Genomic DNA, 23,379 nt, shown 5'->3' on the forward strand with positions numbered 1-23,379 from the left:
ACAACGACCGCACGTTCCGTAAAATCTGGATCCGTTATGGCAGCATCATTACAGATAATGCTTCTTGGAAGTTAGACAAAGATCTGCGAATATCATCGATCGACATTCCCATATCCCGCGCATCAAGAATAAGCGCTACCCATTGCGGATCCAATTGTTGTTCGTTCAAATTCTGGATGAGTTCCATTATTTTCATGCCTCCGATATTAAAATCGGCCGGTTGCACCACTGACTCCATGCGTTTAAGGTGCCCAGATAAAAAACGCGCTTCATCGTCGCCATTTATTAGCAATTCTATTCTTATTATATATGAGTCTTGCGAATTAATGTCGTCGAATTTTGTCTCGATTTTAAAGATTTTTTTGTCTTCTTTTGTCGAATGGGTGTCGGAATCCGAAAAAAAGAGGCGGAATCTCTCTCCGCCACAGTCTTTAGAACTATTTCACCTCCGCTTTACCATCATGTTTCGCCAATCGCCCGCTCCACAACGCTAGCCGCCTCAAAGCTCCGCTTTATAATTGGCTCTTGTCTTCCCAAAGAACTTCCCCATGAGTGCGCGGACGATCCCCGCCAGGTAGGCATATTCCGTGGTCCGGAAGAACACCAACCAATAGATCGCCGATACAACCAAGACGGTTGTGCCTCCTTTCTCAATAAGAGGAACGAAACCTGTCGGGTGAATGAAGTCGGATAGTTTTTTTGCGGCGAAGAATGCGCACAAGCCGACAATCAGGTAGACAGCGTAAAGTCTGTAGTGAAGCCAGATGGAGCGGCGGAATACTTTCTTGTACACCAGGTAAGGCGTCGTCCAGAAAGGAAGCGCCACTGCGCTTATAAGCGATCCGAGGAAGATCCCCGTTATTCCCATATGCTTGACTAGAAGGAATGAAGTCAGCAAACTGATCGCCGCTTGGCCCAGCGGAACGAACCGATCCTCATGGAAAATGCCCGAAGTCGTTTTTACTGTCGCGATCGAGTTGCGCATCCCCCGTTCGAAGAACATGAAGAGAAGCAGGATCAGCACTGCATTGCTCATCAAATAGTCTGAACCGATCCAAATTTGAATAAAAGGCTGAATTAAGATGTACAACAGAATGGCGCATAGAGAGTATAGCCAGAAGCTAAGCATAAGCATGACCTTGTACACGCTATAGACCTTTTCTTCGCTTTCCTGCGACACAAGATTGCCTACGCTGTGATACATATTGTTAAACACTTGGTAGATAAACGTTCGTCCAATCTCGATCAGCATTTTGTAATTGGAATAGAGACCGACTGCCGCTACGCTGACGTAGGCGGAAATCAAAATGTTCTCTGTACCGAGCACGAGATAGCTCCCGATGTTCTGCAGGACGATCGCTTTAACGTTTTTGACAATGCCGCTTTTGGTCTCGGCGTCTAACGGGCCGGATGCCTTTTGACGAAGATACGGATACTTTCGGTTCGCGATTAACGTCAATGTAGCAGCGGTTAGTAAATTCAGAGCGCTGTCGACCAGGAGAAAGAGAATGTAATTTTTGCTGTAGTAAAGGATGGCAATCTTCAGGCAGGAGGAGACCACGGAAGAGATCGTAAATGCGATCGTGACGATGTATCCTTTTTGGGCTACGTTCAGAAAGGCATTTTTGTAAGAGAAGAAGTAAGGCGTTACGGTGTTAAGCAGAAAGATCAAGTATATTCCCGTAATGTTCGGCACTTCGGTATTCTTAACGAACAAATCCAAAAAGGGAAGCAACGATAGACCGAGCGCGGCCACGACTAGCGCTATGGCAAGATAGGCATACTTATATAAGCGCATGAGCCGTTTGATCTTTTCTTGATCATTGTCGGCGACAGGCTTATACAAGCTGTACATAATACTGGCCCCGATGCCGGCTTCAGCAAGGGAGAGCATGGCCAGAATGTTCGTAAATAGCCCGTTAACCCCTAAATACTCGGCACCAAGGCTATTTATAAATACGGTTCTAGAGATGAAGCTCAGCAGCGTAATGACGAGTTGATTGCCAATCCCCGCTGCGATATTGACAATTGTATGTTTTACTCTCATCGCCGGCTCCTATTTAAAAAAGCAAGATAGACGTGAGCCGTTCGGACGCTGAACCCTTGCGCGAACGGCAAAATGTCGAACAACATGGAGTACACTCCGATATCCTTCGTATCCCCTTGCGAGAAATCAATGGTGCCGTCGCGCCTCGTTACTGTCATCAGATAATGGATCGCCTTCTCTGCGGCTGCGGATGCGAGATTCGAAACTTCTTCAATCTCCGCCGCATTAATCAGAAACCATCCTAAAGTCGCGGTCGCAGAAGAGTCCGCCCGCGATTCCGGTCTGGTTACGGTCCAGTTCCATTGCCCCCGCTCCTGTTGACAGCTTACGGCTGCTCGAGCGAACCGGATCACCGTCCGCTCCAAAACCTTCTTCGCTTCATCTCCGGTCGGGAGCTCTCTCCAGGCATCGATAAGCCCTATGGCAAACCACCCTAGTCCCCGCCCCCAGCCATACAAACCAAGCGGCGCATGATTCGTGATGCGGTATGCGTGGCAAGGAATGAAGGCTTCTTCCAGCATTCCGCGCTTCTCATATTCCTGGATTTGCTTGACAGCTAACTGTATGCATTCCGGGCGATTGTATCGTAGCCCGTATACGACGAGAAAAGGACAAATAAACCCGATCGTATCGACATAACGATAATCCTTCATCGCCTTGCGATACATGACCGTGCCATCCTCTCCCAGATGCTGCTGGATCATATGCCAGGTCGCGTCCCAGGCCGGTCGATACTTGTCGTGATCGACGGATAGCCATGTCATTGCCGCGTATGCCAGAATGGCTCCGTCTACATGCTGCGGCGTCTCGCGCCATTCGCCTTTGTCATTGAACTTGGACGCCAGGAAAGAATCCACTTGTCTACGAGCATCCGCATCTTCACCCGTATGCCTGCACTGCTCCGTCATTCCCAACAACAGCGCGGCCTCCTGCCAATGCTGTATCGCGCTTCTGGCGTAATTCCCCTTCAACATATCCAATAAAATGAATCGGGTATTATCCGTCACTTTGATCGTGGGCGTCCGCTTCAGCCATTTCGTTCCGATTCGGGTGATCGATGACACCCATTGTTCGGTACTGGAATATCTCCCTATATGGATTCTGCCCGTCCAAGTTCTCGCGATCGGAACGAGATCTACGGCGAGGACGATTATAACGACGATAAGAAAGCAAGATGCAATAATCGAATAAATCATATACGCCCCCCTCTCTCTCTAAAATAATCGGTACAGCTTCTTGATCTCGGACTCCGTGCCTAGATGCTCTTCGGCAAGCCGGCTGGCGAACGCCGCTCTAAGTCCCGCGTCCTCCAACAGGCGCCGGACCCCTTCACTGATCGCCTGTGCATTCATTTTCACGATAATACCGTTGCATTCCGATGCGATCTGATCCCGAGCGGTCGAGAAGTCGGTTACGACGACCGGCTTGTGAAGGATTTTCGCTTCGTCTATCGCGATCGATTTGCCCTCGAATCTGGAAGGTTGCACATAAACATCGGCTTCTTTTACGTACGGGTAGGGGTTCTCCCGAAGACCGAGCAGGATGAAGTTGTTTTCAAGACCCTTCAGCTTGATTAACGCCTCCAGCTTGCCGCGCTCTTCTCCCTCCCCGATGACGTACCATTTCAGGTCGAAGCCGGCATCCCGAAGAAGCTTGCAGGCTTCCACCGCAAGATCGAAGCCCTTCTGCTCATTAAGCCGCCCGACAGAAACAATCCGAAAAGCGGCATCCCCGTTTCCATTCCATTCAGCTTTCTCTGCAGCCATTCTTTGGATCACTTCGGCAGAGACAATGTTTTGAATGACCCTTACCTTGTCCTCATACTGCGGGAAACGTACTTTTAACACACTGCCGCACTCTTCGGATACCGTAATTATAAAATCTAACTTAGCAAAATACTTTTTGTCTAATTCAGGATCCATCCCTAATTTATTATAATCATTATGGACGTAACCAAGTTTTCGATCAGCATTGACTTTATCTATAATGTAGTAAATTGGATTTTTCTCCAAGTAACCAATAGCTACATGGTAGTTCTTAGTTAACTTCGGAAGCGCGTGCGATACATACTTCCATGATCGCTGCTCGCGCACGGCCGGCCTCTTATCCGTACGGAATATGTATCCCACAAGCACTCGAAAAATAGCTAAAAGAGGTTTGCCTTTTTTCAAGGCACCCATTATGGCCTTCTTAATAGACATATCGAAATAGGAATATAAGGGAGGTTCCGGGAGCACATGAACCTGCGGAGGCAATTTGTTCATAAATAAGCCTTCATGTTTAAACAAGAATAAATCTACGTCGTATTTAGAATAATCGATGGTCTCGAGCAAGGAGATTAATGCTTTTTCAGCTCCGCCAACGGTTAATTTGTTCATAACGAACAATATACTTGTCTTCACGGACTGCCTCCTAGGCCAACAACCTATACAATTTATCAATCTCTGTTTCCGTTCCGAGTTGGAGAGTCGATAAATTGTCGCTCAACTGTTTCCTAAGACGTTCATCATTAATAAGTCTCTCAACGCCTCTCGCCACTGCTTCGGCGTTCATTTCGACGATCAGTCCTTCAACTTCGTTTTTTATCTGATCTTTGGCCGTGCTGAAGTCGGTAACTACGATCGGCTTGTTCATGATCTTGGCCTCATCGATGGCAATGGACTTCCCTTCGAATCTCGAGGTCTGCACATAAATATCAGCCTGAAGAAGATAGGGATAGGGATTTGACTTTAATCCTAAAAGATGAAAATGTGCGTCCAAGTTGTTTTTTGAAATGAGTTCCATTAATGGAGCTCGTTCTTCTCCCTCGCCAATGATATTCCATTGAACGTCGTAGCCCCAGTCGATTAATTTTTTGCAGGCTTCGACAGCCAATTCAAAAGATTTTTGATAATGCAATCGCCCAATCGACAATATCACGATCTCTCGTTTCCCTCTCGAAAAAACGTCCGTGCGATCGGCGTCAGCTAAACGGCGAATAACCGCCGGCGATACAATATTGTGAATAACGCTGACCTTTTTGCTTATTTCAGGAAAACGCTTATTAAGAACGGCAGCGCATTCTTCCGAAACCGTTACGATTTGATGCAGTTTCCGGAAGTATAAACCATCAAAAGACGCATCCATCCCCATTTGATCGTAGTCAATATGAACCCAACCGATTTTTTTTCGAGCGGATACTTTGTCTACGCACATGTAAGTGGAGGTCTTTTCCAAAAATCCAATGGCGGCGTCATATTGATCGTCAAACGGCGGGAAACATTCCGATAAGTACTTCCAGTTGTATTGCTCGCGAATTGACAGGTTATCCCGATATCGATGCCTAATGCTATATAAGATTCGATTAAACGCGATCGTATAGTAACCTTTTGCTAAAAGCATAAATACGGATTGGTGCGCAGGCTGCGAGAATAATCGGTATTGCTCCGGAAGCGGGAGCACTTTTACTTCGCCAGGCAAGTGTTCCATGAATAAACCTTGGTGGTTCAAAAGAAAAAGATCCACTTCATACTCGCTATAGTTGATCTGATTCAACAAATTGACTAAACTTCGCTCACCGCCACCCGAGGATAAACTCGGTATGATAAAGAGCAGTTTTTTTTTCATCGCCCTCACACCAACTCACTCAGATAGTTTACGGCTAAATAAGACATGCGTTGAACGCGGGGAATCGACTCCGACAGCTTGCGTCTTAGCTCGCTCTCTTCAGCGACCATCTCGTCGTACTTGCTCTTCAGCTTGCTCCCTTCGGCGATTTCCTGGATGCCGAGCACAAGCTTCTCTTCTCCGAATATGTCCTTGGCAATTCCCTTTGACTTCACGCTATAACCAAGAACCATGGTAGGAACGCAATTCGAATAGGCGGCAATGGTGGCGTGCGTACGAGCGCCGATGAAGAAGCGCATTCTCGCGATGTAGCCTTTGTACTGGATCGCCGTCAGATTGTCGGGCAGCAGGACGAGCCGTCCGGTATGCTTGAACTCTTCGTAATAATTTTTTAAAACCTCGTAATCGTTATTGCCGGCCTCCATGACATGAGGGGTCAATGCGATCGTCATATCCGAAGTTTGAATGATATGCTGGATCAGCTCGCGAACCGCTTCCCTCGATGCCTTATTGCGCGACCACACGAGAGGGCTGAAGTTAAGGCCCACGGTGTTCCCTTCCTGCCATCCGTCGGGAAGCGGCAGCTCCTCCTTCGCCATCGTAAAGGCCGGATCGGCGACCAACTTCACGTTGCGCAGCCCCTTCCCGGTCAGCATCTCGTATGTCAGCGTCTCCCGCGCCAGGATGAGGTCGAATTGCTTCAGGTCCTCCAGCTTGCGCTCGGACATGTCCTCTTCGCCGATCGAGCACCCCCAAAGGACAAGCTTTTTACCTTGCGCTTTCACGCGACGATCGACTTCGTACCAACCGGGCTGCTCGCCGTAGCAATAGTTATCTCCGCCAATGGAGAGGCAGACGTCAACGTCACGGATACGATCGATAATGTTGCGGTGAATCTTGCCTAAAGCGTAGGACTCGTCCTTCAGCAACTTAATTCGCAACGCCGACAGCAACCAACTTGGGGTATAGGGCTTGATCTTACGATCCGCCCCGTCATAAATATGATCCAATTGCGTAATGACGCGATCCGTATCCGGCCTTCCCGAAGCAAGGTACACCTTCGACTCCGTCAACTTCTCCTTAATAATGGCGGTGGAGGATCGAACGATCGCTTCGCACCCTCTATTCAAGCTGCCTCCATGTGCAAACATCAAAACCTTCATTTGCGACTCCCCTATCTACTGATTTCTCATTCTGCTATACCAAGCTAACGCATAAAGGCCGGATACGGATCTTCTGCTCAACAAGTTAACCATCAAGCGTTGATAGCCCCCCAGAGAGGCGTATTCGGCCTTGCAGTAACTGGGCAACGAATCCCGCACGGCCGTGTGGCGAATGGCATTCCGAACGTAGCGATAGCGCCTCAGAATACCCATATCTTTCGAAGGGGCGAAATAAATATGGATGAGCGACAGCATCGTATGGACGAGACGAATCGCTTTCAAGCTGCGCATGTCCGCTTCGTTCATCAGTTGCTTGTAAGCTTCAGGCGGATCCGACTCGAACACTTCGATCGCTCTCTTGAAATAATCCTTATCCCCGATGCTGCGCGTAGCGCTGCCCGCTCTCTCTTTGTATAAATATCCGGCGTAATCGAGATAGACCATTGAACGGGCACGGCAGAATACCTCCATGTTAAACAACCCGTCCTCGCCCAGCGCTACGCGCTTGGGAAATCGTATTGCGTCGGCTTCGATGATCTCCATCCGATATAATTTAGTGCACACCGTATTCAGGTCGTCGGACTTCAGGAAATAAGGCAGCACGGCGGCCGCCACGTATTCTCGTTCCAAAGCGATTCCCGCAGGAAAAGGATAGCGGGTCTCGACGCGATGCTCTCTCATCTCGCTGATAAAATTCGATACGACCACATCGCAATGATGCGCCGTCGCCGCTTGATACAGCCTCTCGAACAGATCGGGCGCCGCCGTATCGTCGGAGTCCACGAAGCCGATATATTCGCCCTCCGCCATGGACAGTCCGGCATTGCGAGCCATGCTCACGCCTTGATTCGATTGATGGATCACTTTAATTCTGGGATCCGAATGCTGTAGCCGATCCAGCAGCGTTCCGCTTCCATCGCTTGAGCCGTCATTAATAAAGATAAACTCGCACGCTGACAGCGTCTGGGTCAGTAACGAATCGACGCATGCGGTCAGGAATGGTTCCGAGTTGTACACAGGTACAATGATGCTCACTTTGACTCGCATGGCGCTAAGCTCCGCCTTTCTTGGAGGCTAAGGCTATGCTGGCGTACAGCTTTTCCAAACCTTCGCTCCCACTGTAGTCGGTTTTTAAGCAGTTAGCCGACAGCTCCGACCGCAGCGCCTCATCCCGGTACAGACGCTCGATCCCGTCCGCGATCCCCTCTACGGACAGTTCGGCAATCCATCCGTCGATGCCGTTGCGGACTTGGCTCGCCGCCGTCGTATAGTTCGTGATCAACACCGGTCTGCCGAGTACCTGCGCTTCCGTTACCGTGACCGCTTTGCCTTCGTACCGGGAGGGCTGCACGTAGAGATCGCCCGTCCGGATATAGGGATAGGGATTCGTCTGCTTTCCAAGCAGAATGAAGCGGTCCCCAAGACGATTGGCGGCTATCAGCTCCCGAATCGCGTCCTCGTCCCCTCCATAGCCGACAACGTACCAGACAATCCGGTCCAAGCCTCTGTCTTTCAACAGCTTCATCGCCCGGACGGCGTTGTCGATTCCTTTCGCATGCGATAATCGGGCCACCGTAATCAGTTTAAAGCGATCGTCCCGCTGCATCGGGTTATCCGTCCGCTCGTTCGACAGCTTGCGGATCGCATCGGCAGAAACGACATTTTCGATGACGACGACCTTCTCCCGCAGCTCGCCGTACTTGGCAAGAAACGACTCCTTACAAGCTTCGGATACGGCAACGATGGAATCGAATTTGCTCCACATCGCCAGGTCCATCTCCCGGTGGGTAGCGATCGTCGAATAATCGGTATGGATCCAGGCGATCTTCGTGTTCGCTTCTACCTTGTCAGCCACATAATAATGAGGCCATAAGTAGCTGATGGCCGCATCGTATCTTATTTTCGACTTGGGGAGAAAAGGAAGCGAATATTTCCACATCAGCTGCATCTGATAATAGCCCGGTTCGGAGATCCCGCTCCGCCTGCCAAGATACTTAACGTGAAGCTTGGACAATACTCTTCCGATTCCGATCGCGAAGTTCCTGTTTTTCATTACCTCTGCCACAGATTGACGGAAAGTCGCGTAAGCGCGTACCTCCGGAAGAAGGTTCGCCCGATCGGATAGCAACGCCATGAAGTCGCCCTGATGGCGATATAACATCAAGTCGACGGAATGACGACGGTAATCGAAACGGTCCAGCATACCGGCCAAGCTTCGCTCGACTCCGCCGACGTCCATATCGTAAGAAGCGATCAATACGCTTTTCATTGACGGACACCTGCCATCTTCCTCCATGCCCATAGGAACGGACGCAGCGGGAAATAGAGTGCGTGCAGCGCCTTCGGCAGGGGCAGCGTCTCCGCGTCTTCCGGATACGGGAACAGAAAGCTGATCACGAACGTAAATTTATGCCGAAATGCCATTAAAGCGTACAAATGCCGCTTATGGAAACGATCGACATCCTCCGGTACAGGGTTCGTATGCAAGTTCACGACACGCTCCATATAAAATACCGCGTCCTGAGCAAGCCGCTTCGCCCTTTGCAAATCGGCCATATGAGCCAAATCGCCCGGCACCGGATCTCCGAACACGTTAGAAACGAGCACTAGCGCCTGCCCTCCGACATGGTAATAACCATGCTTGCGAAGCAATGCGATCAAGCTATCGGCATCTCTCGGTTGTTGCAGCCATAGCCGAATGTCCAGCAGCCAGCGCAAACGCGACCAACCATGTCTCGCGCCGTGCGATACGAGAAATAGAAATAAATCCTCCCGGCCCAAATAATGAATCGGTTGGCTGCTGATCGTGCTTATTCTTCTGCGGTTCCACAAATCTTCGAAGTCGGGCTCCCCCGAAGGGGATGGGTGGAATCTCCAGTGCAATTCTACTTTTACGTTTTTAACCGGGTGATAGAACGCAGTATGGTGGTGTCTCCATTTCCAATCGTTCAAAACGGTATGTATGTATTCATCCTTCACGTAGCCAAGAGAAGTCAGCAGTTCCTCCGCTTGCGGCAGATTCTGCAAGGGGATCAGCAGGTCCAGGTCGCAGGAAGTTCGCAAGGACAAATCGTCGTACAAGTCTACCGCAAGCACCGGCCCCTTCAAAAAAAGGGCGCGAATCCCGCGTTCTGACAGATGATTGTCGATGACTTGCATCTCGCCGCTTAATTGAAGCATGAGGAACGTATTTCGGCGGTATTCCGCCTGAAGATATTTAACGACGCTCGCGGGAATGCGAGGGTCCGGCGAATTTTTGATTCGATGATAGAGATAGGGATCCACCCTGTGATGCTTGGCCAAATCGACAAACGTATTCCAGTCGGTCTCGTCGAAAAGTGCGTCCGGAATTTCCGTCGAATCGGATTTATTCTCAGCTCCAATCAAAGCAAGAAGAAGCCGCATCTCGATCGGCAGCCCTTGCAATTGAAGGGGGGACGTGCTGCTCATGGAATTGCTCCTTCGTAATGCTAATAGGCGAACAGCATGATTGACGCGCTCATGTTGTTCTTTTTAACGAACAATTATAGCGTACCATTGGAGCTGTAAAGTTGTCAATTATCGGTTAAAGAATGTCACTTTATGAATCTTTATACGTTTGAGTCCGCTATAAAGAACAGCAAGCGATACAATTGGATGCTGTTGCCAAGATGCACGTTGACCGAATAAAATGAAACAAGCTTCATCTTATAAACGTTGAAGGACATTATAAAGAATATCGAATTTTAGAAGCTTAGGGGGTTGGTTGTGGAGAATCTAGTTATCTTTGGTGCCGGCGGTCATGCAAAATCAATCATCGACATTGTAGAGCGGTCGGGAATCTGGCGTATCGCGGGGTTATTGGATGGAATTAAAGCAGCGGGAACTAAGGTATATGGATACGAGATTCTAGGGGATCAGAACTATCTTGCCCAAGATGCGAGCATAACCGGCGTCATCGTCGGAATCGGAGACAATTGGCTTCGCGCTCGCGCGGTGGAGGCCATACGTTCCGTTCGGATCGACTGCCGTTTTGTCAGCGCGGTTCACCCTCATGCTTCGATTGCAAAGGGAGCAACGATCGGTGACGGTTCCGTTATCATGGCCGGGGCGGTCGTTAGCAGCGATGCGGTCGTCGGCGAACATTGCGTCCTCTATACCCTTTCCTCGTTGGATCATGACAGCGTAATGGAAAACTTCGTTTCCCTGGCTCCTCACGCGGCCACCGGAGGCAACGTTCGCATCGGCAGCTTCGGCGCGATCGCTATAGGCGCCCGAATCGTTCATTCCACTTCAATCGGAGAACATACGGTGATCGGAGCGGGCGCGACGGTGCTGTCCGATATCGGCAGCTACAGCATCGCTTACGGAACGCCTGCCCGGGTTATTCGAAAGCGGACTGCAGGGGAACGATATCTTTAACACGTTCCCTTGCCGCTTCTTCTCTATTTAATAGAGGCTTTGCTTGAATCCATTTATACGTTTGCCGTTGCCGTCGAGAGCGCTTCATTCACGATGGAGATTACCCTATTCTGTTCGGAACGGTTCATGCCGGATCCGGAGGGCAAGCAGACGCCTTCTTCGAACAGACGGTCCGAAGTGCTTGTCCCGTCTTCATGCGGATAATAACGAACGCCTTGGAACAAAGGCTGAAGATGAAGCGGCTTCCAGACGGGACGAGCTTCGATGTTATGCGCGGACAGTTCCCCGATAAGATCCGGTATATTTAGCCCAGTCTCTTGCTTGTCGATCGTCAACGTCGTCAACCAGCGGTTGGAACGCGTGTCGGCAAGTTCCGGCATGAAGCGAACGCCTCGATGATTTCCAAAAGCATCGCGATAGGTTTCGAATATGGCTCTTCTTGCTTCCACTCTCTCGTCCAGCACTTCCAATTGCGCTCTGCCGACACCTGCCAAAAGATTGCTCATCCGGTAGTTGTAGCCCATTACGCTGTGCTGATAATGCAGCGCAGGATCCCGTGCTTGCGTAGCGAGGAAACGCGCCTTCGCCAGCGCTTGCACGTCGTTGGAGATCAGCATCCCCCCGCCGGAAGTCGTAATGATCTTATTTCCATTGAAGGAGTAAATGCCGAACTGCCCCATTGAACCGCTTTTTGTTCCCCGATAGGTCGATCCTAGCGATTCGGCGGCATCCTCAACGATCGGCACCTCATAACGGGCGCACAAATCGGAGATTCGGTCCATCTTGGCGCTTTGGCCGTAGAGATGCACGACTACGACCGCTTTAGGCAGTTTGCCGGCGCGAGCGGCTTCATCGAGCGCCAGCTCCAACGCTTCCGGCGACATGTTCCACGTATCCGGCTCCGAATCGATAAAGACGGGCTCCGCCCCTTGGTATAGAATCGGATTCGCGCTAGCGATAAAGGTTAGCGTCGAACAGAATACGCGATCTCCGCGTCCGACTTCTAGCAGCTCTAAAGCCAAATGGATGGCGGCCGTTCCCGAGCTTAGCGCGACAGCCCCGGCGACCCCCGCGTATGCGGCGATCTCCGTCTCGAAGGCATCGACGTTGGGGCCGAGCGGAGCCACCCAGTTCGTGTCGAACGCTTCTTGAATATACGTTTGCTCTTTACCGCTCATATGCGGCGCCGACAGATAAATCCGACCGTTGTGCTGCATCCCGTTTATCCTCCGATTTCTCGATGTTGGTCCGATGTCCCCCGGAAGACCGGCATGGTGACGTGCTGACCGTTTGCCACTCCCTCTGATCGTACCACTTTCTTAAAGGTAAGGAAAAGAATCTTCATGTCCAGACGGAAGTTGCGATGATCGACGTACCACGTGTCTAGTTTGAACTTCTGTTCCCAAGAGATCGCATTCCGGCCGTTGACTTGAGCCCAACCCGTAATACCCGGCTTCACAAGATGCCTTCTCGCCTGCTCCAGCGTGTAGAGAGGAAGGTAATCCATCAACAGCGGACGGGGACCGACGAGGCTGATATCGCCTCTGACGACGTTCCAAAGTTGCGGCAGCTCGTCCAAGCTCCATTTCCGCAACTTCTGTCCGAATGGGGTCAGTCGGATGCTATCGGGCAGCAAGACGCCTTGGTCGTCCCGTTGGTCCGTCATGGATCGGAACTTATACATGTTAAAGGGCTTGCCATGCAAGCCGGGGCGTTGCTGCTTAAATACGACCGGCGACCCTAGCTTCACTCGGACCAAAATGGCTGTGACGAGAAGGATCGGGAGTGTGAGGATGAGCAGCGGCACCGCAACAACCAGATCAAACATTCTCTTCATGCGAGCTTCCTCCGGATGTCAACGCCTTGCGGAGTCTGGAGATGTTTTTGGGACCTATAATACGGCTGGCTGCTCTTTTGGCCTGACTCCTCAGCCTTACGTGAAGCGGAAGCCAAGATTGAGCGAAGTGATGAATCGTATGGCTATCCGCCGTCCGAAAGCTTCCGCCATTAATATAATCATAGGGACTGAAGTAGCATCTCGGATAGAATACGACCCCGTTCGAGAGCGTTTGCTGCCTACCGTTCAATTTCAATCCGTGTTTTTCGCAAATTTGGCTAATGACGGCCGTATTCGTCGTCGTATCGAGGGTGCCGTCCGGACGGAGAAAGCTCCGACCATCGTAATAGTCCAACAGTTCCTTGATCCAGGAGTGCCCCTGAATAGCGCCCATCGTCCCCGACTGCAAAAACTTCTCGTCCTCGAATCCGGAGAACGCCTCGTGCGCGAGGAAGCGATCAAGCGATTTGATGACTTCGACATCCGTATCCAGGTAGATGCCGCCTTGGTGGTAGAGCGCGTGCAAACGGGCATAATCGCTGACGAAGGCATACTTCTTCGCTTCATAGGCCTCCTTCACGTACCGATTTGCGCCGATGTCGAAGTTATCTTCGTTCCATTCAATAATCTCATAGTCCCCCAAGTACTTGCTCCAACTTCGCATGCATTTCTGAATCTTTTTGGGCTTGGGTCCCCTGCCGAACCAACAATAATGGATCGTACGCGGAATCCGGATCGCGCTCATCTTGTCATCCCTCGCTTAGCTGAACCAGGTAATATAATCGCTTCGATATTGGATGTTCAACGTAATGACATTCTCGTAGAAAAAGTAAAGGAAATAGATCGCTACGAGCACGAAGTAAACCAACTTCTGATCTTTCCATCTAAATACTTTTATGATCCAAGAGACAAGAACGATTTGGTACAAAGAAAAGTAGATGGCCATTCTTGCGAATATCCAGTTCTGCGTAGCGATAATCATCAAAGCGGCGCCAATCAACGACATATTCACGAATATATCGATACGAGGGTTCAGCGCACGCAGCTTCTCCCGTCCTATATAAGCGATTACGAGGGGGACGATATAGAAAATGACCCGAATCAAATTCGCTCCGCCCTCTTGGAAGTTCTGGTATTCTCCATATGAGGTATCTTGTAATGCCGCAAATAACAGACCTTGAAATTGATTAAAGCCGAATACGATGAGAATGGCTAACGCTAGAAGGATGAACGTTGAACGCGTCCATGCCTTTCTTCTCACGAGGAAGTAGATCGGAACCATGATAAGCGCACTCTGATGAAAGATGGAAGCGAACAGAACAATAAGCATGTAACGTTTCCAGCTATTCGTCAGCAAGTATTTGGTCGCCCAGAAGAGTAAGGCCGCAGCCAAATATTGCCTCATTCCGTTCATCGATACGATGAATGCCCCGGATGTAATAAACACGTAAACGGCAACTTCGAACATCCTAGAATAGCGATATAAGGCAAGCACAATAAAAATGTCAGTGACTAACGCTATAATAAAGACCAGTGCTTGCGGGTCGTCGGTATAGCTCTTGAGCACTTTCTGAAAGATGCCGAATCCGATATCCTTCTCTTTTAAAATGGAGTACCAGCTAAAATCGTTTACCTCGAAGGCGTGCATATAAAAGAAAGTATCGCCGATATTGTTGCGCAAGCCCGCTACGGCGACCAACACGGCGGCAACTCCGATCGCCAGAAGTCTATTTGGCCGAACCAACGCCGGTCCCAAAGGATCGGGGACGGAGAAATACCGAGCGAAAAAGGCGAACGCGTACACGGTTAGGAGCGTAAGCCAGAGTATGGTCATGATCGAGTCCCTTTAGCCCTTCAAGATTGACGTCTTTCTAAGGATGAAGATGTAGAGCATCAATCCAGGCAAAAGCGCCATCAACGTCAAGAACTTGGCGGGTGTCTCCCGGAACCAACTGGCATTCCGCGATAGAAGACTGCTGGATACGTAATGAACCGCTTGTTTGAACTTGAAAGCCCGGCTTGCGAACGGAAGCAGCATAAGCTGTCGACGATAAAAAGCGAAGCCTTTAGGGTTTTTTCTGTATTGCTTCAGCATGTTGCGCGATGAACCATCCGGCAAGTATTCGACGACGCAAAGCACTTCGTTCATCAGCAGCAACTTATATTTGCGGTCCAGCATATGATATTTGTAGGCCAGACCAACGTACTTTTCCCCTTCGAAAATGGGATAAGGGTATTGCTTCGTCAATTCCGATCGGTAGACAAGCTTTTTGTCGCCGGTGACTCCATTGCGTTGATAAATATCGTACAAAGTCGAAGCGTGCAGCCCTTCGGGAAATCGAGTCCCCACAATCGTTCCGTCCTTGTAGCAATCCAGACCGGCAAACCCGCATACTTCATCGCTGCCGTGGCGCAGCCAGAAATCAACGATTTTCTCGACCGCGTCGTCAGGCATGTAATCGTCCGAATCGATGCAGACATTCAGCTTCGTCTCGATTCTTTCGTAAGCTGCGTTATGCGCACCGTGCATGCCCTGATTTTCCTGCCGGTGATAACGAATGGGTATCCGGTTTTCGGACATCCAAAGCGAGACCAATTCGCCGGTATGATCGGTAGATCCGTCATCGATAATAAGCCATTCGAAATCGCTGCTCGTTTGACGAACGAGGCTCTCATAAACAAGATGGAGACAGTAGGCCCGATTATAAGTCGGCGTAAACACCGTTAACGTTCTCATGCGTCACCTCGTTCAAGTCCTGTAAAATTGCTCCGCCCAACGAGCAGTCTGCGCGATATCGTAGCCTTTACGGATCAAAGCGTCTGGCGGAATCGATCTAGAACTCCTTTGCCTCGCGATATCCAGGAGTTTGCTTTGACATTTTTCCTTCGAATCCAGCGGGAAAGAATGAATCAGCCCAAGCCCCATGTCCACTTCGTTCGTTATCGAATCGGAGATCACGCAAGGCAAGCCCGCCCCCTGAGCTTCGACTAAAGTAACCGGGAGTCCTTCATGAAAGGATGGGAATACGAACACATCGAATCCCTGCATTAACCGGTCCACATCGCTTCGAACGCCGAGAAATCTTATTTTTGACTGAATTCCGTAATCCCGGACCTTTTGTTCGATCTGCGAGCGAAGCGGCCCGTCTCCCGCTAGCACAAGAACGGAATCTTCGTGTCTCGTTAAAAGTTCTGCGAAACGATCAATGAGATAGGCATGATTCTTCTGATGCAGAAAGCGGCCCACGTGGCCGACCGCGAACGTTTGGGCCGAGATTTCCAACTCCGCTCTTACTTGCTCCCGGACTTCCTCTTGGAAAGCAAAGCGGCCGCTCTCTATGCCGTTCTTCAAGATAAGCGTATCCCCGGCCTTATTCGGAAACAACCACGCTGCCGCCGCCGTGGAGCAGGCCATTCTCACCGTAGCCGACGAAGCGATTCGGTTTCCGACATACCACTTATAGAGCCGTGCAGCATACCCTCCCTCGCTCATCGTATTGTGACTATGCGCGATTCGTATCGGGATGCCGGCCTTTTTCGCCGCAAATAGTACGAGCCCGCTCATTTTGTCCATATGAGAATGAACAGTCCGATAATGTCGATGATTTTCGAAAAACCCGCGAAGCTCTCTCGAATAGGAGCGATGCCCATTGTCCGTAATATGCGAAATTCGATGAACGATGCCGCCCATATCCGCAATTTCCTCATCGAAGACCCCGGGTTTGCTGGTCAAAAAGTCGAACTGTACGCGATCGCGGTCGATATTGCGGTACAAGTTCATGATCAGCGTCTCCGCGCCGCCCCGATTCATATTGACGACTGCGTGCAGGACTCTTACTGGGCCTTCCATACTCGTTTATCCGCCTCGCTTGTCGATTGTTGCAGCATATAGGAAGAATAAATTTCGCTTAATTCGCTTTTAACCCTGCTAAGCGTGTACCGCTTGATTCGTTCCAAGCTCTTCGCGCCCATATCATGCCGAAGGTTATCCATAGTCGCTAATTGAGAGATTCGTGATACGAAGTCGTCAACGCTGCGCGGATCGATCAAATAACCGTTAATTTGGTCCGCCACCAGCTCCGAGTGCCCTCTGTTATGCGTAGCTACGATAGGAAGCCCGCAAGCCATCGCTTCCATGATATTAACGGGAAGCCCTTCTCTCAAGCTCCCGGACACGGCAAGATCGCACATGGGCAGCAATCTGGAGATGTCATCCCGGTACCCCAAAAAATCAATCATCGATTCTACACCCAATGCGGACGCCAACTGTCTGCATTCGGTCTCGAGCGCCCCTCTTCCGGCGAGCAGCAGTTTTATCGAAGGAACGCGCACCTTTATTCGCGCCAACGCTTCGATTAAGATGCGATGATTCTTGTTCGCATTGAACTCGGCAGCATAGAACATCATGAATTGTTCGGTCCGGTAGCCGAATTCCTGCCTTCTTAGCGCTCGATCGGAAGACGCGAGCGGATGGAACATGTCCGTGTCGATGCCGACCCCATGGACCTTGGCGATTCGTCCCGCTTTGAACTGCCGCTGATTCGCAAGTCGATAGTCCTCATCATTGATGGTTATGAGACAATCGGTAAATCGAGCCAAGCTTTTCTCGATTGGATAATAGACCAACCAATTCGGAAGAGGCGCACCTTTGCAGAAATGAAATCCGTGGGCTGTGTAGATCACCTTCGTTCCCTTGCCGCGAACGCTTCTTCCGGCCATTCTCGCAATTACGCCGCCCATAGGCGTATGGCAGTGGACGATATCATAGCGTTGTTCTTGCATGATCGATCGCAACTGTCGATAGGCCGTAAAGTTGGCTTTATGCAGTGGCGAACGCTCGATCGGAATATTGAACTTTCGATCGACGAAAGGCAGCTCCAACTTTCCCTGTGCCGCGACGTGAACTTCCCAACCTTGCTGTTTGAACCACTCCATGATCGGAAGATGAAAAGCGCGGAAATGATAGTCCACCGTCGCGCAAAAAAGCACCTTACCCGGCATGTTCGGCTTCCCTCTCCATGACCCCGGATAAGTACTTGAGCAGTTCGGAACGCAATTCTTCTCTTTGAAGAGCAAATTCGATCGTCGTCTGAATAAAGCCCATTTTCTCGCCTACGTCATAACGCGTGCCCTCGAAGTTATACGCATAAACCGCTTCGGTTTGGTTAAACGTCGCAATGGCGTCGGTCAATTGAATCTCGCCGCCGGCACCCGGATTTTGATTGCCGAGAATATCGAAGATGCCCGGATTTAAAATATAGCGTCCCATGATAGCCAAGTTAGACGGCGCTTCTCCCCGCTTGGGCTTTTCCACAAGGTGGTTGATCTGGTACAACGCGTCCTCTACCCATCTTCCGTCGACAATGCCGTAACGGGATACTTCTTCGTCCGTTACGTGCTGGACGCCGATAATCGAGGAATTGTAGCGTTCATACTTCTCGATCATCTGTCTAAGGCAAGGCTTTTCCGCCGAGATGATATCGTCGCCGAGCAGTACCGCGAACGGCTCTTGTCCGATGAACTTCCTTGCGCACCAGATGGCGTGGCCCAAACCGTTCGGCTCTTTCTGACGAATGTAGTGAATGTCCACCAACTTGGACGATTTTTGTACTTCGTCCAGCAAATCGTACTTCTTCTTCTCCAGCAAGATTTGCTCCAATTCAAAAGAATTGTCGAAGTGGTCCTCGATCGCGCGCTTCCCCTTGCCGGTAACGATGATAATGTCTTCGATCCCCGATTCGATCGCTTCTTCAACGATATACTGAATCGTCGGCTTATCTACCACTGGAAGCATTTCCTTCGGCATCGCCTTCGTAGCCGGGAGGAATCGGGTGCCTAGGCCGGCAGCCGGAATGATCGCCTTCTTCACTTTAGCCATACTTCGTACAACTCCTGTTCTATATGGTAACGGGCGATAATAACGATTCTTCCGGCTTGTTATTGGCCAGATCGAGCAACAACTGCCGCAGTTCAAGGATGGATAGCGTAGGATAGATTTGAAGCATCCGTTCAATTCGCTTAAAATCGACTTCAGTCGATTTGCCGATATAAATCTTCGGATAAACTTGAACGTCATGAACCTCGTTCTCTTTCAAAAGTTCTTCGTAGAGCTTCTCCCCAGGCCTCATGCCCGTATATACAATCCCGATCTCTTCGACGGAGTAGCCGGACATACGAATTACGTTTTTGGCGAGGTCTACGATTTTGACCGGTTCACCCATATCGAGGACGAATATTTCTCCTCCCCGCGCCAACGCGCCTGCCTGAATAACGAGTCGGGAGGCTTCCGGAATGGTCATGAAGTAACGAACCATATCCGGGTGAGTAACCGTCACCGGTCCGCCTTTCTCGATCTGCTTCCTGAATAACGGAATGACGCTTCCTCGGCTTCCCAGCACATTGCCGAACCGAACTGCGACGAACTTCGTCCGACTCGTCCGATCCATATATTGAATGATCATCTCGGCGATCCGCTTGGTCGAGCCCATGACGCTGGTCGGATTAACCGCCTTGTCCGTCGAGATCATGACGAATATGCCGACTCCGGCGCGATCCGCGGCTCTTGCCGCATTCAAAGTGCCGATTACATTATTTTTGACCGCTTCCTCAGGGTTGCGCTGCATAAGCGGAACGTGTTTGTGGGCTGCAGCGTGATAGACGACATCAGGGCGGTGCTCCTCCATGATGGCGTTAATCTTCTTCTCGTCCTGAAGATCCGCGATTTCCGTATAGAACAAAATGTCCGAATCTCTGAACAAGACCTTCAATTCAATCTCTATCGTATAAATACTGTTCTCGCCATGCCCAAGAAGAATCAGCTTGCGAGGATGGAACTTCGAAATCTGGCGGCATACTTCCGAGCCGATCGATCCGCCGGCTCCCGTGACGAGCACCACCTTGTCCGTCACGAATTCCGAGATGCTCTCCAGATTCAGTTCGACAGGTTCGCGACCCAACAGATCTTCGACTTGTACGTCCCTGAATTGACTGACCAAAACTTTCCCCGTCGCGATATGCTCAAGCATCGGCATGATCTGCGTTTTGGCCGAGGTTTTCGAACACTCCTCGAAGATTGTCTTTAGCTGCTGCTTGTTCAGGGAAGGAATCGCGATAACGATATAATCGATATCAAGCTCTTTCGAGACTTTCTCGATCGAGGAGGTACCGCCAACTACCGGAATCCCCATGATACTGAGGTTTTGCTTGCCCGGATTATCGTCGACGAATGCGATGGGCATCAATTCCTTTTCGGAATTGTCCATCAGAAGCTGCCTCGCGAGCATCGTACCGGCTGCGCCGGCGCCGATGATCAACGTACGCTTGTGCTGACCTTCCGGCGCTTGGAACAAGAAGTTTCTAGCGATTCTCCAACAAAAGCGGGAGCCGCCGATAAATAAAACATGCAGCATCCAAGTGACGATGAGAAGACGTATGTATACCTCTTGGAGGAAAATCAGTTGAACGACCGATGCCACCGCGATGGATAGCGTAACTGCTTTCGTTATGGCGATTAATTCGCCGACGCTGGCATACTCCCACGCCCTCTTGTAAAGCTTGTAAACCAGGGCAAATAAATGATGGCTAAGCAGTAACGCGATGGAAGTAATGATCAGCGGAGTCGAGAACAGATCCAAGGGAACGGAGACGAGGTAACGGCTAATAAAGATGGCCGATAAGACGATCAATGAATCGACTCCAATAAGAAAGGCAAGCCTCTGTTTATAATTCACAAGTCCCCACCACCTCAATAATTCGGGCATCCGGCCGCCAAACGCCTTTAAAGCCCGTTCTTCATAAAGAAAGATTCGAACTTTATAAGAACGAATCTTTTAAGACAAAAGAAGTATCGCCGTAATCAGAAGGCATATTTCTTGTTGCGATTCAGCACGACTCCCAGCAACTTCGCCTTCCCAAAATCCAATGCCTTTTTAGATTGCAAGGCCTTCTTCCGTTGCGTGCGGCCTCCGGATACCATTAAAACGACACCGTCGCACTTGCTTGCCAGCGAACAAGCATCCGACGATTCCAAGATCGAGGGGCAATCCATTACCAATACATCGAACGATTCCCCTGCTTGCTCTAACAGCCTATTCATCGCCTGCGAATCGGTCATATCCGTAGCGCCATGCAGCAGCGCCCCCCCTGGCAATAGGGACAGATTTTCGATACCCGTCGGTTGAATGGCATCGCTAGGAACGCTATGTCCGACAAGTACCTCCGTCATCCCCGGCGAGAGGGGAGCTTCAAATAAGTAGTGCAGCATAGGTTTACGGATATTGGCATCGATAATGAGAACGCGTTCCCCTCTTTGGGTCAAGCTGATCGCCAGATTCACGGCAGCGGTCGATTTGCCGTCTCCGTCGGAAGGAGAAGTGACGGCGATCGATCGACACGGTCCGCCAGCGGCAAAGCCGATATTGTTGCGAATCTCTCGATACTGTTCGGCGATATTCGAGAACGGGTTATGATAAGAGGCTAAGCATCCGTTGACAAACGCTTTGCGCGGTTCCTTCTCTTTATTTGCCAATCGTCGTCTCGCCTCGTTTCTGCACCGGCTTGCGAGTGCCGCGACCGGTTAATTCTTTGCGCTTGAATCGCGTTACTTGTCCAAGAAGCGCCGTATCCAAATGCCGTTCTATATCGCGCCTGGTTCGAACCGAGTCGTCAAGCGAATCGACCAAGAAGATGATTCCGATCCCGATGGCTATGCCGGCAAATATGCTTATGTAAAAGGCTCGATTGCTTGGAGGGTTGATGGGACTTGGATGCTCGTCCGGCTCCGCTTCGGTCAAGACGCGAACCGTCGCTCCCGGGAAAACATCCGTCAGTTGCTCGGAGTAAGCTTTCACAGTGGCATTGGCGATCTGTACAGCCAGATCGGGATCGGCATCCACGGCGGTGACTAATGTAATCAAGGAACCGTCAACGCTGCTAATGCTGATTTGGCTTCTAAGAAATCCAACCGAGCGAGTTAACTGCAACGAATTCCTTACTTGTCCCATGACGATCGGCTCGCGAGCGAACGCCTTAAGCGTTCCGAGCAGTTCGCTGCTTTCCGTCTTAATAACGATGCGAGAGGAAGCGGAATATAGGGGAGTCTCGGTGCGAGTGCTATATAACCCTCCTAATACGGCGAATATGAGGGTGCAAATAACGGCAATCCACCAACGCCTCTGAATAACGTCAAACCATTCTTTCACGTTAATCTCTCGTATAGGTGTCTCAACCGTGTTCCGACCATTTGAAATAAGATTCTCTTCCAACACTTCACCTGCTTGCCTAAATAATGGACGATATTGGAACACTAATTATTCTAGTTCTTTATAAAGAACATGTCAATGAAAATACGGCTTAAATGGCCTTCGTTTGTTCTTTATACCGCCCATGTTATAATACAAGCTAGCAAAGGGGGCCCTTCGTTTGGATACGAACCGACCGATCAGCCGTAGCGCGTTCTTGAAGTTAAGTACAAGGTGGCTTGCGGGATTGCTGGCCGCTCCAATAACCGGATTTAGTTATTCAAGATGGCTTGAGCCTAAATGGATCGAGACCAACTACCTTCAACTTCCTTATACAAGTCTCCCCCGAGCCTTTCACTTAAAGAAGATTGTTCTGTTTAGCGATATACATCTGGACTTTCACTTCGGCATCCATCGTCTCGGTCAACTTATAGAGCGCATCAGAAAGCTTAAACCGGATCTCATCTGTTTTACCGGAGACCTTTTTCATGAATCGGTCGAGTCCCATGCGTCGTCAACGATCCGCCTCTTGTCTCTTCTTGAGGCCCCTCTAGGAAAGTGGGCGGTTCTGGGCAACCATGATTATACGGCCGGGGCAAAAGACGTGGAGCGCGTCTTATCAAGCGGCGGCTTCACCTTGCTTCGCAATCGCTCCGTTACGCTCGAGCATGGCGGCAGTCAAATCCGAATAGCAGGCTTAGACGACGCGCTGGAGGGCAGTCCGAATCTAGACTTCGCCTTAGCGGATGAAGGAAGCCGCGAACATGACCCGGCGGCGTTTACGCTATTCCTGGCTCATGAACCCGATTTAGCCGAATATGCCGCCTCTTACCGGGTGAACCTTCAACTGTCCGGGCATAGCCATGGCGGCCAAGTTCGAATCCCCCTTGTCGGTCCCCTGATTTTGCCTGATCTTGCACGACGATACCCCGAAGGCTTATACCGAATTGCGGACGAGATGTACCTCTATACGAATAGAGGGATAGGAGTCTCCTCCTATCCCGTTCGTTTTTTATGCAGGCCTGAACTTACCGTCATCACCTTGGAATCGACGGAAGCCTAGGGACCGGCGCTACCGATTAATGA

Annotated in this window: 22 protein-coding genes and 1 riboswitch; of the genes, 2 read left to right on the forward strand and 20 right to left on the reverse strand. The window is 50.3% G+C overall.

Annotated features, from left to right (window positions below; genetic code table 11):
- Window positions 1–34: 34 nt before the first annotated feature.
- The 9 genes from BM235_RS31680 to BM235_RS14770 form a co-directional block, all read right to left on the reverse strand.
- On the reverse strand, window positions 35–187 hold the full coding sequence (locus tag BM235_RS31680) for an anti-repressor SinI family protein (protein ID WP_110468915.1): 153 nt from the start codon (window positions 185–187) through the stop codon (window positions 35–37).
- 18 nt (window positions 188–205) lie between these two features.
- A riboswitch (cyclic di-GMP riboswitch) is annotated at window positions 206–289 on the reverse strand.
- Window positions 290–499: 210 nt separating this feature from the next.
- Complete coding sequence (locus tag BM235_RS14735; RefSeq protein WP_090114461.1) at window positions 500–2,047, reverse strand: lipopolysaccharide biosynthesis protein; 1,548 nt, start codon at window positions 2,045–2,047, stop codon at window positions 500–502.
- Window positions 2,044–3,243, reverse strand: a complete 1,200-nt coding sequence (locus tag BM235_RS14740; RefSeq protein ID WP_090114463.1) for a glycoside hydrolase family 88 protein — start codon at window positions 3,241–3,243, stop codon at window positions 2,044–2,046. Before BM235_RS14740 ends, BM235_RS14735 begins: the two co-directional genes overlap by 4 nt.
- A gap of 18 nt (window positions 3,244–3,261) precedes the next feature.
- Window positions 3,262–4,449 (reverse strand): glycosyltransferase, encoded by a 1,188-nt coding sequence (locus tag BM235_RS14745; RefSeq protein WP_090114465.1) that lies wholly within the window; start codon window positions 4,447–4,449, stop codon window positions 3,262–3,264.
- A 10-nt stretch (window positions 4,450–4,459) separates the two neighbouring features.
- Window positions 4,460–5,653 (reverse strand): glycosyltransferase, encoded by a 1,194-nt coding sequence (locus BM235_RS14750; RefSeq protein ID WP_090114467.1) that lies wholly within the window; start codon window positions 5,651–5,653, stop codon window positions 4,460–4,462.
- A 5-nt stretch (window positions 5,654–5,658) separates the two neighbouring features.
- Complete coding sequence (locus BM235_RS14755) at window positions 5,659–6,816, reverse strand: polysaccharide pyruvyl transferase family protein (protein WP_090114469.1); 1,158 nt, start codon at window positions 6,814–6,816, stop codon at window positions 5,659–5,661.
- Window positions 6,817–6,831: 15 nt separating this feature from the next.
- Window positions 6,832–7,863, reverse strand: coding sequence for a glycosyltransferase family 2 protein (locus BM235_RS14760; RefSeq protein ID WP_090114471.1), 1,032 nt, complete (start codon window positions 7,861–7,863; stop codon window positions 6,832–6,834).
- Between the two features lie 4 nt (window positions 7,864–7,867).
- The gene (locus BM235_RS14765; RefSeq protein WP_090114473.1) at window positions 7,868–9,085 is read right to left on the reverse strand and encodes a glycosyltransferase; all 1,218 of its coding nucleotides are present in this window, start codon (window positions 9,083–9,085) and stop codon (window positions 7,868–7,870) included.
- A complete protein-coding gene (locus BM235_RS14770) occupies window positions 9,082–10,266 on the reverse strand; it encodes a nucleotidyltransferase domain-containing protein (protein WP_090114475.1) in 1,185 nt (394 codons plus the stop codon). The genes BM235_RS14765 and BM235_RS14770 overlap by 4 nt, the downstream gene beginning before the upstream one ends.
- 297 nt (window positions 10,267–10,563) lie before the next feature.
- Here BM235_RS14770 and BM235_RS14775 point away from each other — a divergent pair, with 297 nt between their 5' ends.
- Entirely contained in the window at window positions 10,564–11,217 is a 654-nt protein-coding gene (locus tag BM235_RS14775; protein WP_090114665.1) for a NeuD/PglB/VioB family sugar acetyltransferase, read from the forward strand.
- A gap of 53 nt (window positions 11,218–11,270) precedes the next feature.
- Here the strand turns inward: BM235_RS14775 and BM235_RS14780 are convergent, their stop codons facing one another.
- From BM235_RS14780 to BM235_RS14830, 11 genes are all read right to left on the reverse strand, one after another.
- Window positions 11,271–12,434, reverse strand: coding sequence for an aminotransferase class I/II-fold pyridoxal phosphate-dependent enzyme (locus BM235_RS14780; RefSeq protein ID WP_090114478.1), 1,164 nt, complete (start codon window positions 12,432–12,434; stop codon window positions 11,271–11,273).
- A 5-nt stretch (window positions 12,435–12,439) separates the two neighbouring features.
- Window positions 12,440–13,054, reverse strand: a complete 615-nt coding sequence (locus BM235_RS14785; RefSeq protein WP_090114480.1) for a sugar transferase — start codon at window positions 13,052–13,054, stop codon at window positions 12,440–12,442.
- Window positions 13,038–13,799 carry a glycosyltransferase family 32 protein gene (locus BM235_RS14790; RefSeq protein WP_090114482.1) on the reverse strand — a complete coding sequence of 254 codons (762 nt, stop codon included), beginning with the start codon at window positions 13,797–13,799 and terminating at the stop codon, window positions 13,038–13,040. The genes BM235_RS14785 and BM235_RS14790 overlap by 17 nt, the downstream gene beginning before the upstream one ends.
- A gap of 15 nt (window positions 13,800–13,814) precedes the next feature.
- Complete coding sequence (locus BM235_RS14795) at window positions 13,815–14,888, reverse strand: EpsG family protein (RefSeq protein WP_090114484.1); 1,074 nt, start codon at window positions 14,886–14,888, stop codon at window positions 13,815–13,817.
- A 12-nt stretch (window positions 14,889–14,900) separates the two neighbouring features.
- A complete protein-coding gene (locus BM235_RS14800; protein ID WP_090114486.1) occupies window positions 14,901–15,791 on the reverse strand; it encodes a glycosyltransferase family 2 protein in 891 nt (296 codons plus the stop codon).
- A 12-nt stretch (window positions 15,792–15,803) separates the two neighbouring features.
- Window positions 15,804–16,904, reverse strand: coding sequence for a glycosyltransferase family 1 protein (locus BM235_RS14805; RefSeq protein ID WP_090114488.1), 1,101 nt, complete (start codon window positions 16,902–16,904; stop codon window positions 15,804–15,806).
- Window positions 16,889–18,055 (reverse strand): glycosyltransferase family 4 protein, encoded by a 1,167-nt coding sequence (locus BM235_RS14810; RefSeq protein WP_090114489.1) that lies wholly within the window; start codon window positions 18,053–18,055, stop codon window positions 16,889–16,891. The genes BM235_RS14805 and BM235_RS14810 overlap by 16 nt, the downstream gene beginning before the upstream one ends.
- Window positions 18,045–18,932 (reverse strand): UTP--glucose-1-phosphate uridylyltransferase GalU, encoded by an 888-nt coding sequence (gene galU, locus BM235_RS14815; protein ID WP_090114491.1) that lies wholly within the window; start codon window positions 18,930–18,932, stop codon window positions 18,045–18,047. Before galU ends, BM235_RS14810 begins: the two co-directional genes overlap by 11 nt.
- Before the next feature lie 19 nt (window positions 18,933–18,951).
- Window positions 18,952–20,784 carry a polysaccharide biosynthesis protein gene (locus tag BM235_RS14820; protein WP_090114493.1) on the reverse strand — a complete coding sequence of 611 codons (1,833 nt, stop codon included), beginning with the start codon at window positions 20,782–20,784 and terminating at the stop codon, window positions 18,952–18,954.
- Window positions 20,785–20,909: 125 nt separating this feature from the next.
- Window positions 20,910–21,581 (reverse strand): CpsD/CapB family tyrosine-protein kinase, encoded by a 672-nt coding sequence (locus BM235_RS14825; RefSeq protein ID WP_090114494.1) that lies wholly within the window; start codon window positions 21,579–21,581, stop codon window positions 20,910–20,912.
- The gene (locus tag BM235_RS14830; RefSeq protein WP_218161356.1) at window positions 21,571–22,317 is read right to left on the reverse strand and encodes a YveK family protein; all 747 of its coding nucleotides are present in this window, start codon (window positions 22,315–22,317) and stop codon (window positions 21,571–21,573) included. The genes BM235_RS14825 and BM235_RS14830 overlap by 11 nt, the downstream gene beginning before the upstream one ends.
- A gap of 157 nt (window positions 22,318–22,474) precedes the next feature.
- Between BM235_RS14830 and BM235_RS14835 the strand changes: the two genes are divergently transcribed.
- A complete protein-coding gene (locus BM235_RS14835) occupies window positions 22,475–23,356 on the forward strand; it encodes a metallophosphoesterase (protein ID WP_090114498.1) in 882 nt (293 codons plus the stop codon).
- The last annotated feature ends 23 nt before the right edge of the window (window positions 23,357–23,379 follow it).

This window comes from Cohnella sp. OV330, from assembly GCF_900112065.1.
Taxonomy (GTDB): domain Bacteria; phylum Bacillota; class Bacilli; order Paenibacillales; family Paenibacillaceae; genus Cohnella.

Excerpts from the sequence above, each read along its gene's own strand:
- BM235_RS31680 (WP_110468915.1), bottom strand. The coding sequence starts at position 187 with ATGGAACTCATCCAGAATTTGAACGAACAACAATTGGATCCGCAATGG.
- BM235_RS14735 (WP_090114461.1), bottom strand. The coding sequence starts at position 2,047 with ATGAGAGTAAAACATACAATTGTCAATATCGCAGCGGGGATTGGCAAT.
- BM235_RS14740 (WP_090114463.1), bottom strand. The coding sequence starts at position 3,243 with ATGATTTATTCGATTATTGCATCTTGCTTTCTTATCGTCGTTATAATC.
- BM235_RS14750 (WP_090114467.1), bottom strand. The coding sequence starts at position 5,653 with ATGAAAAAAAAACTGCTCTTTATCATACCGAGTTTATCCTCGGGTGGC.
- BM235_RS14755 (WP_090114469.1), bottom strand. The coding sequence starts at position 6,816 with ATGAAGGTTTTGATGTTTGCACATGGAGGCAGCTTGAATAGAGGGTGC.
- BM235_RS14760 (WP_090114471.1), bottom strand. The coding sequence starts at position 7,863 with ATGCGAGTCAAAGTGAGCATCATTGTACCTGTGTACAACTCGGAACCA.
- BM235_RS14765 (WP_090114473.1), bottom strand. The coding sequence starts at position 9,085 with ATGAAAAGCGTATTGATCGCTTCTTACGATATGGACGTCGGCGGAGTC.
- BM235_RS14770 (WP_090114475.1), bottom strand. The coding sequence starts at position 10,266 with ATGAGCAGCACGTCCCCCCTTCAATTGCAAGGGCTGCCGATCGAGATG.
- BM235_RS14780 (WP_090114478.1), bottom strand. The coding sequence starts at position 12,434 with ATGCAGCACAACGGTCGGATTTATCTGTCGGCGCCGCATATGAGCGGT.
- BM235_RS14785 (WP_090114480.1), bottom strand. The coding sequence starts at position 13,054 with ATGAAGAGAATGTTTGATCTGGTTGTTGCGGTGCCGCTGCTCATCCTC.
- BM235_RS14790 (WP_090114482.1), bottom strand. The coding sequence starts at position 13,799 with ATGAGCGCGATCCGGATTCCGCGTACGATCCATTATTGTTGGTTCGGC.
- BM235_RS14795 (WP_090114484.1), bottom strand. The coding sequence starts at position 14,888 with ATGACCATACTCTGGCTTACGCTCCTAACCGTGTACGCGTTCGCCTTT.
- BM235_RS14800 (WP_090114486.1), bottom strand. The coding sequence starts at position 15,791 with ATGAGAACGTTAACGGTGTTTACGCCGACTTATAATCGGGCCTACTGT.
- BM235_RS14805 (WP_090114488.1), bottom strand. The coding sequence starts at position 16,904 with ATGGAAGGCCCAGTAAGAGTCCTGCACGCAGTCGTCAATATGAATCGG.
- BM235_RS14810 (WP_090114489.1), bottom strand. The coding sequence starts at position 18,055 with ATGCCGGGTAAGGTGCTTTTTTGCGCGACGGTGGACTATCATTTCCGC.
- galU (WP_090114491.1), bottom strand. The coding sequence starts at position 18,932 with ATGGCTAAAGTGAAGAAGGCGATCATTCCGGCTGCCGGCCTAGGCACC.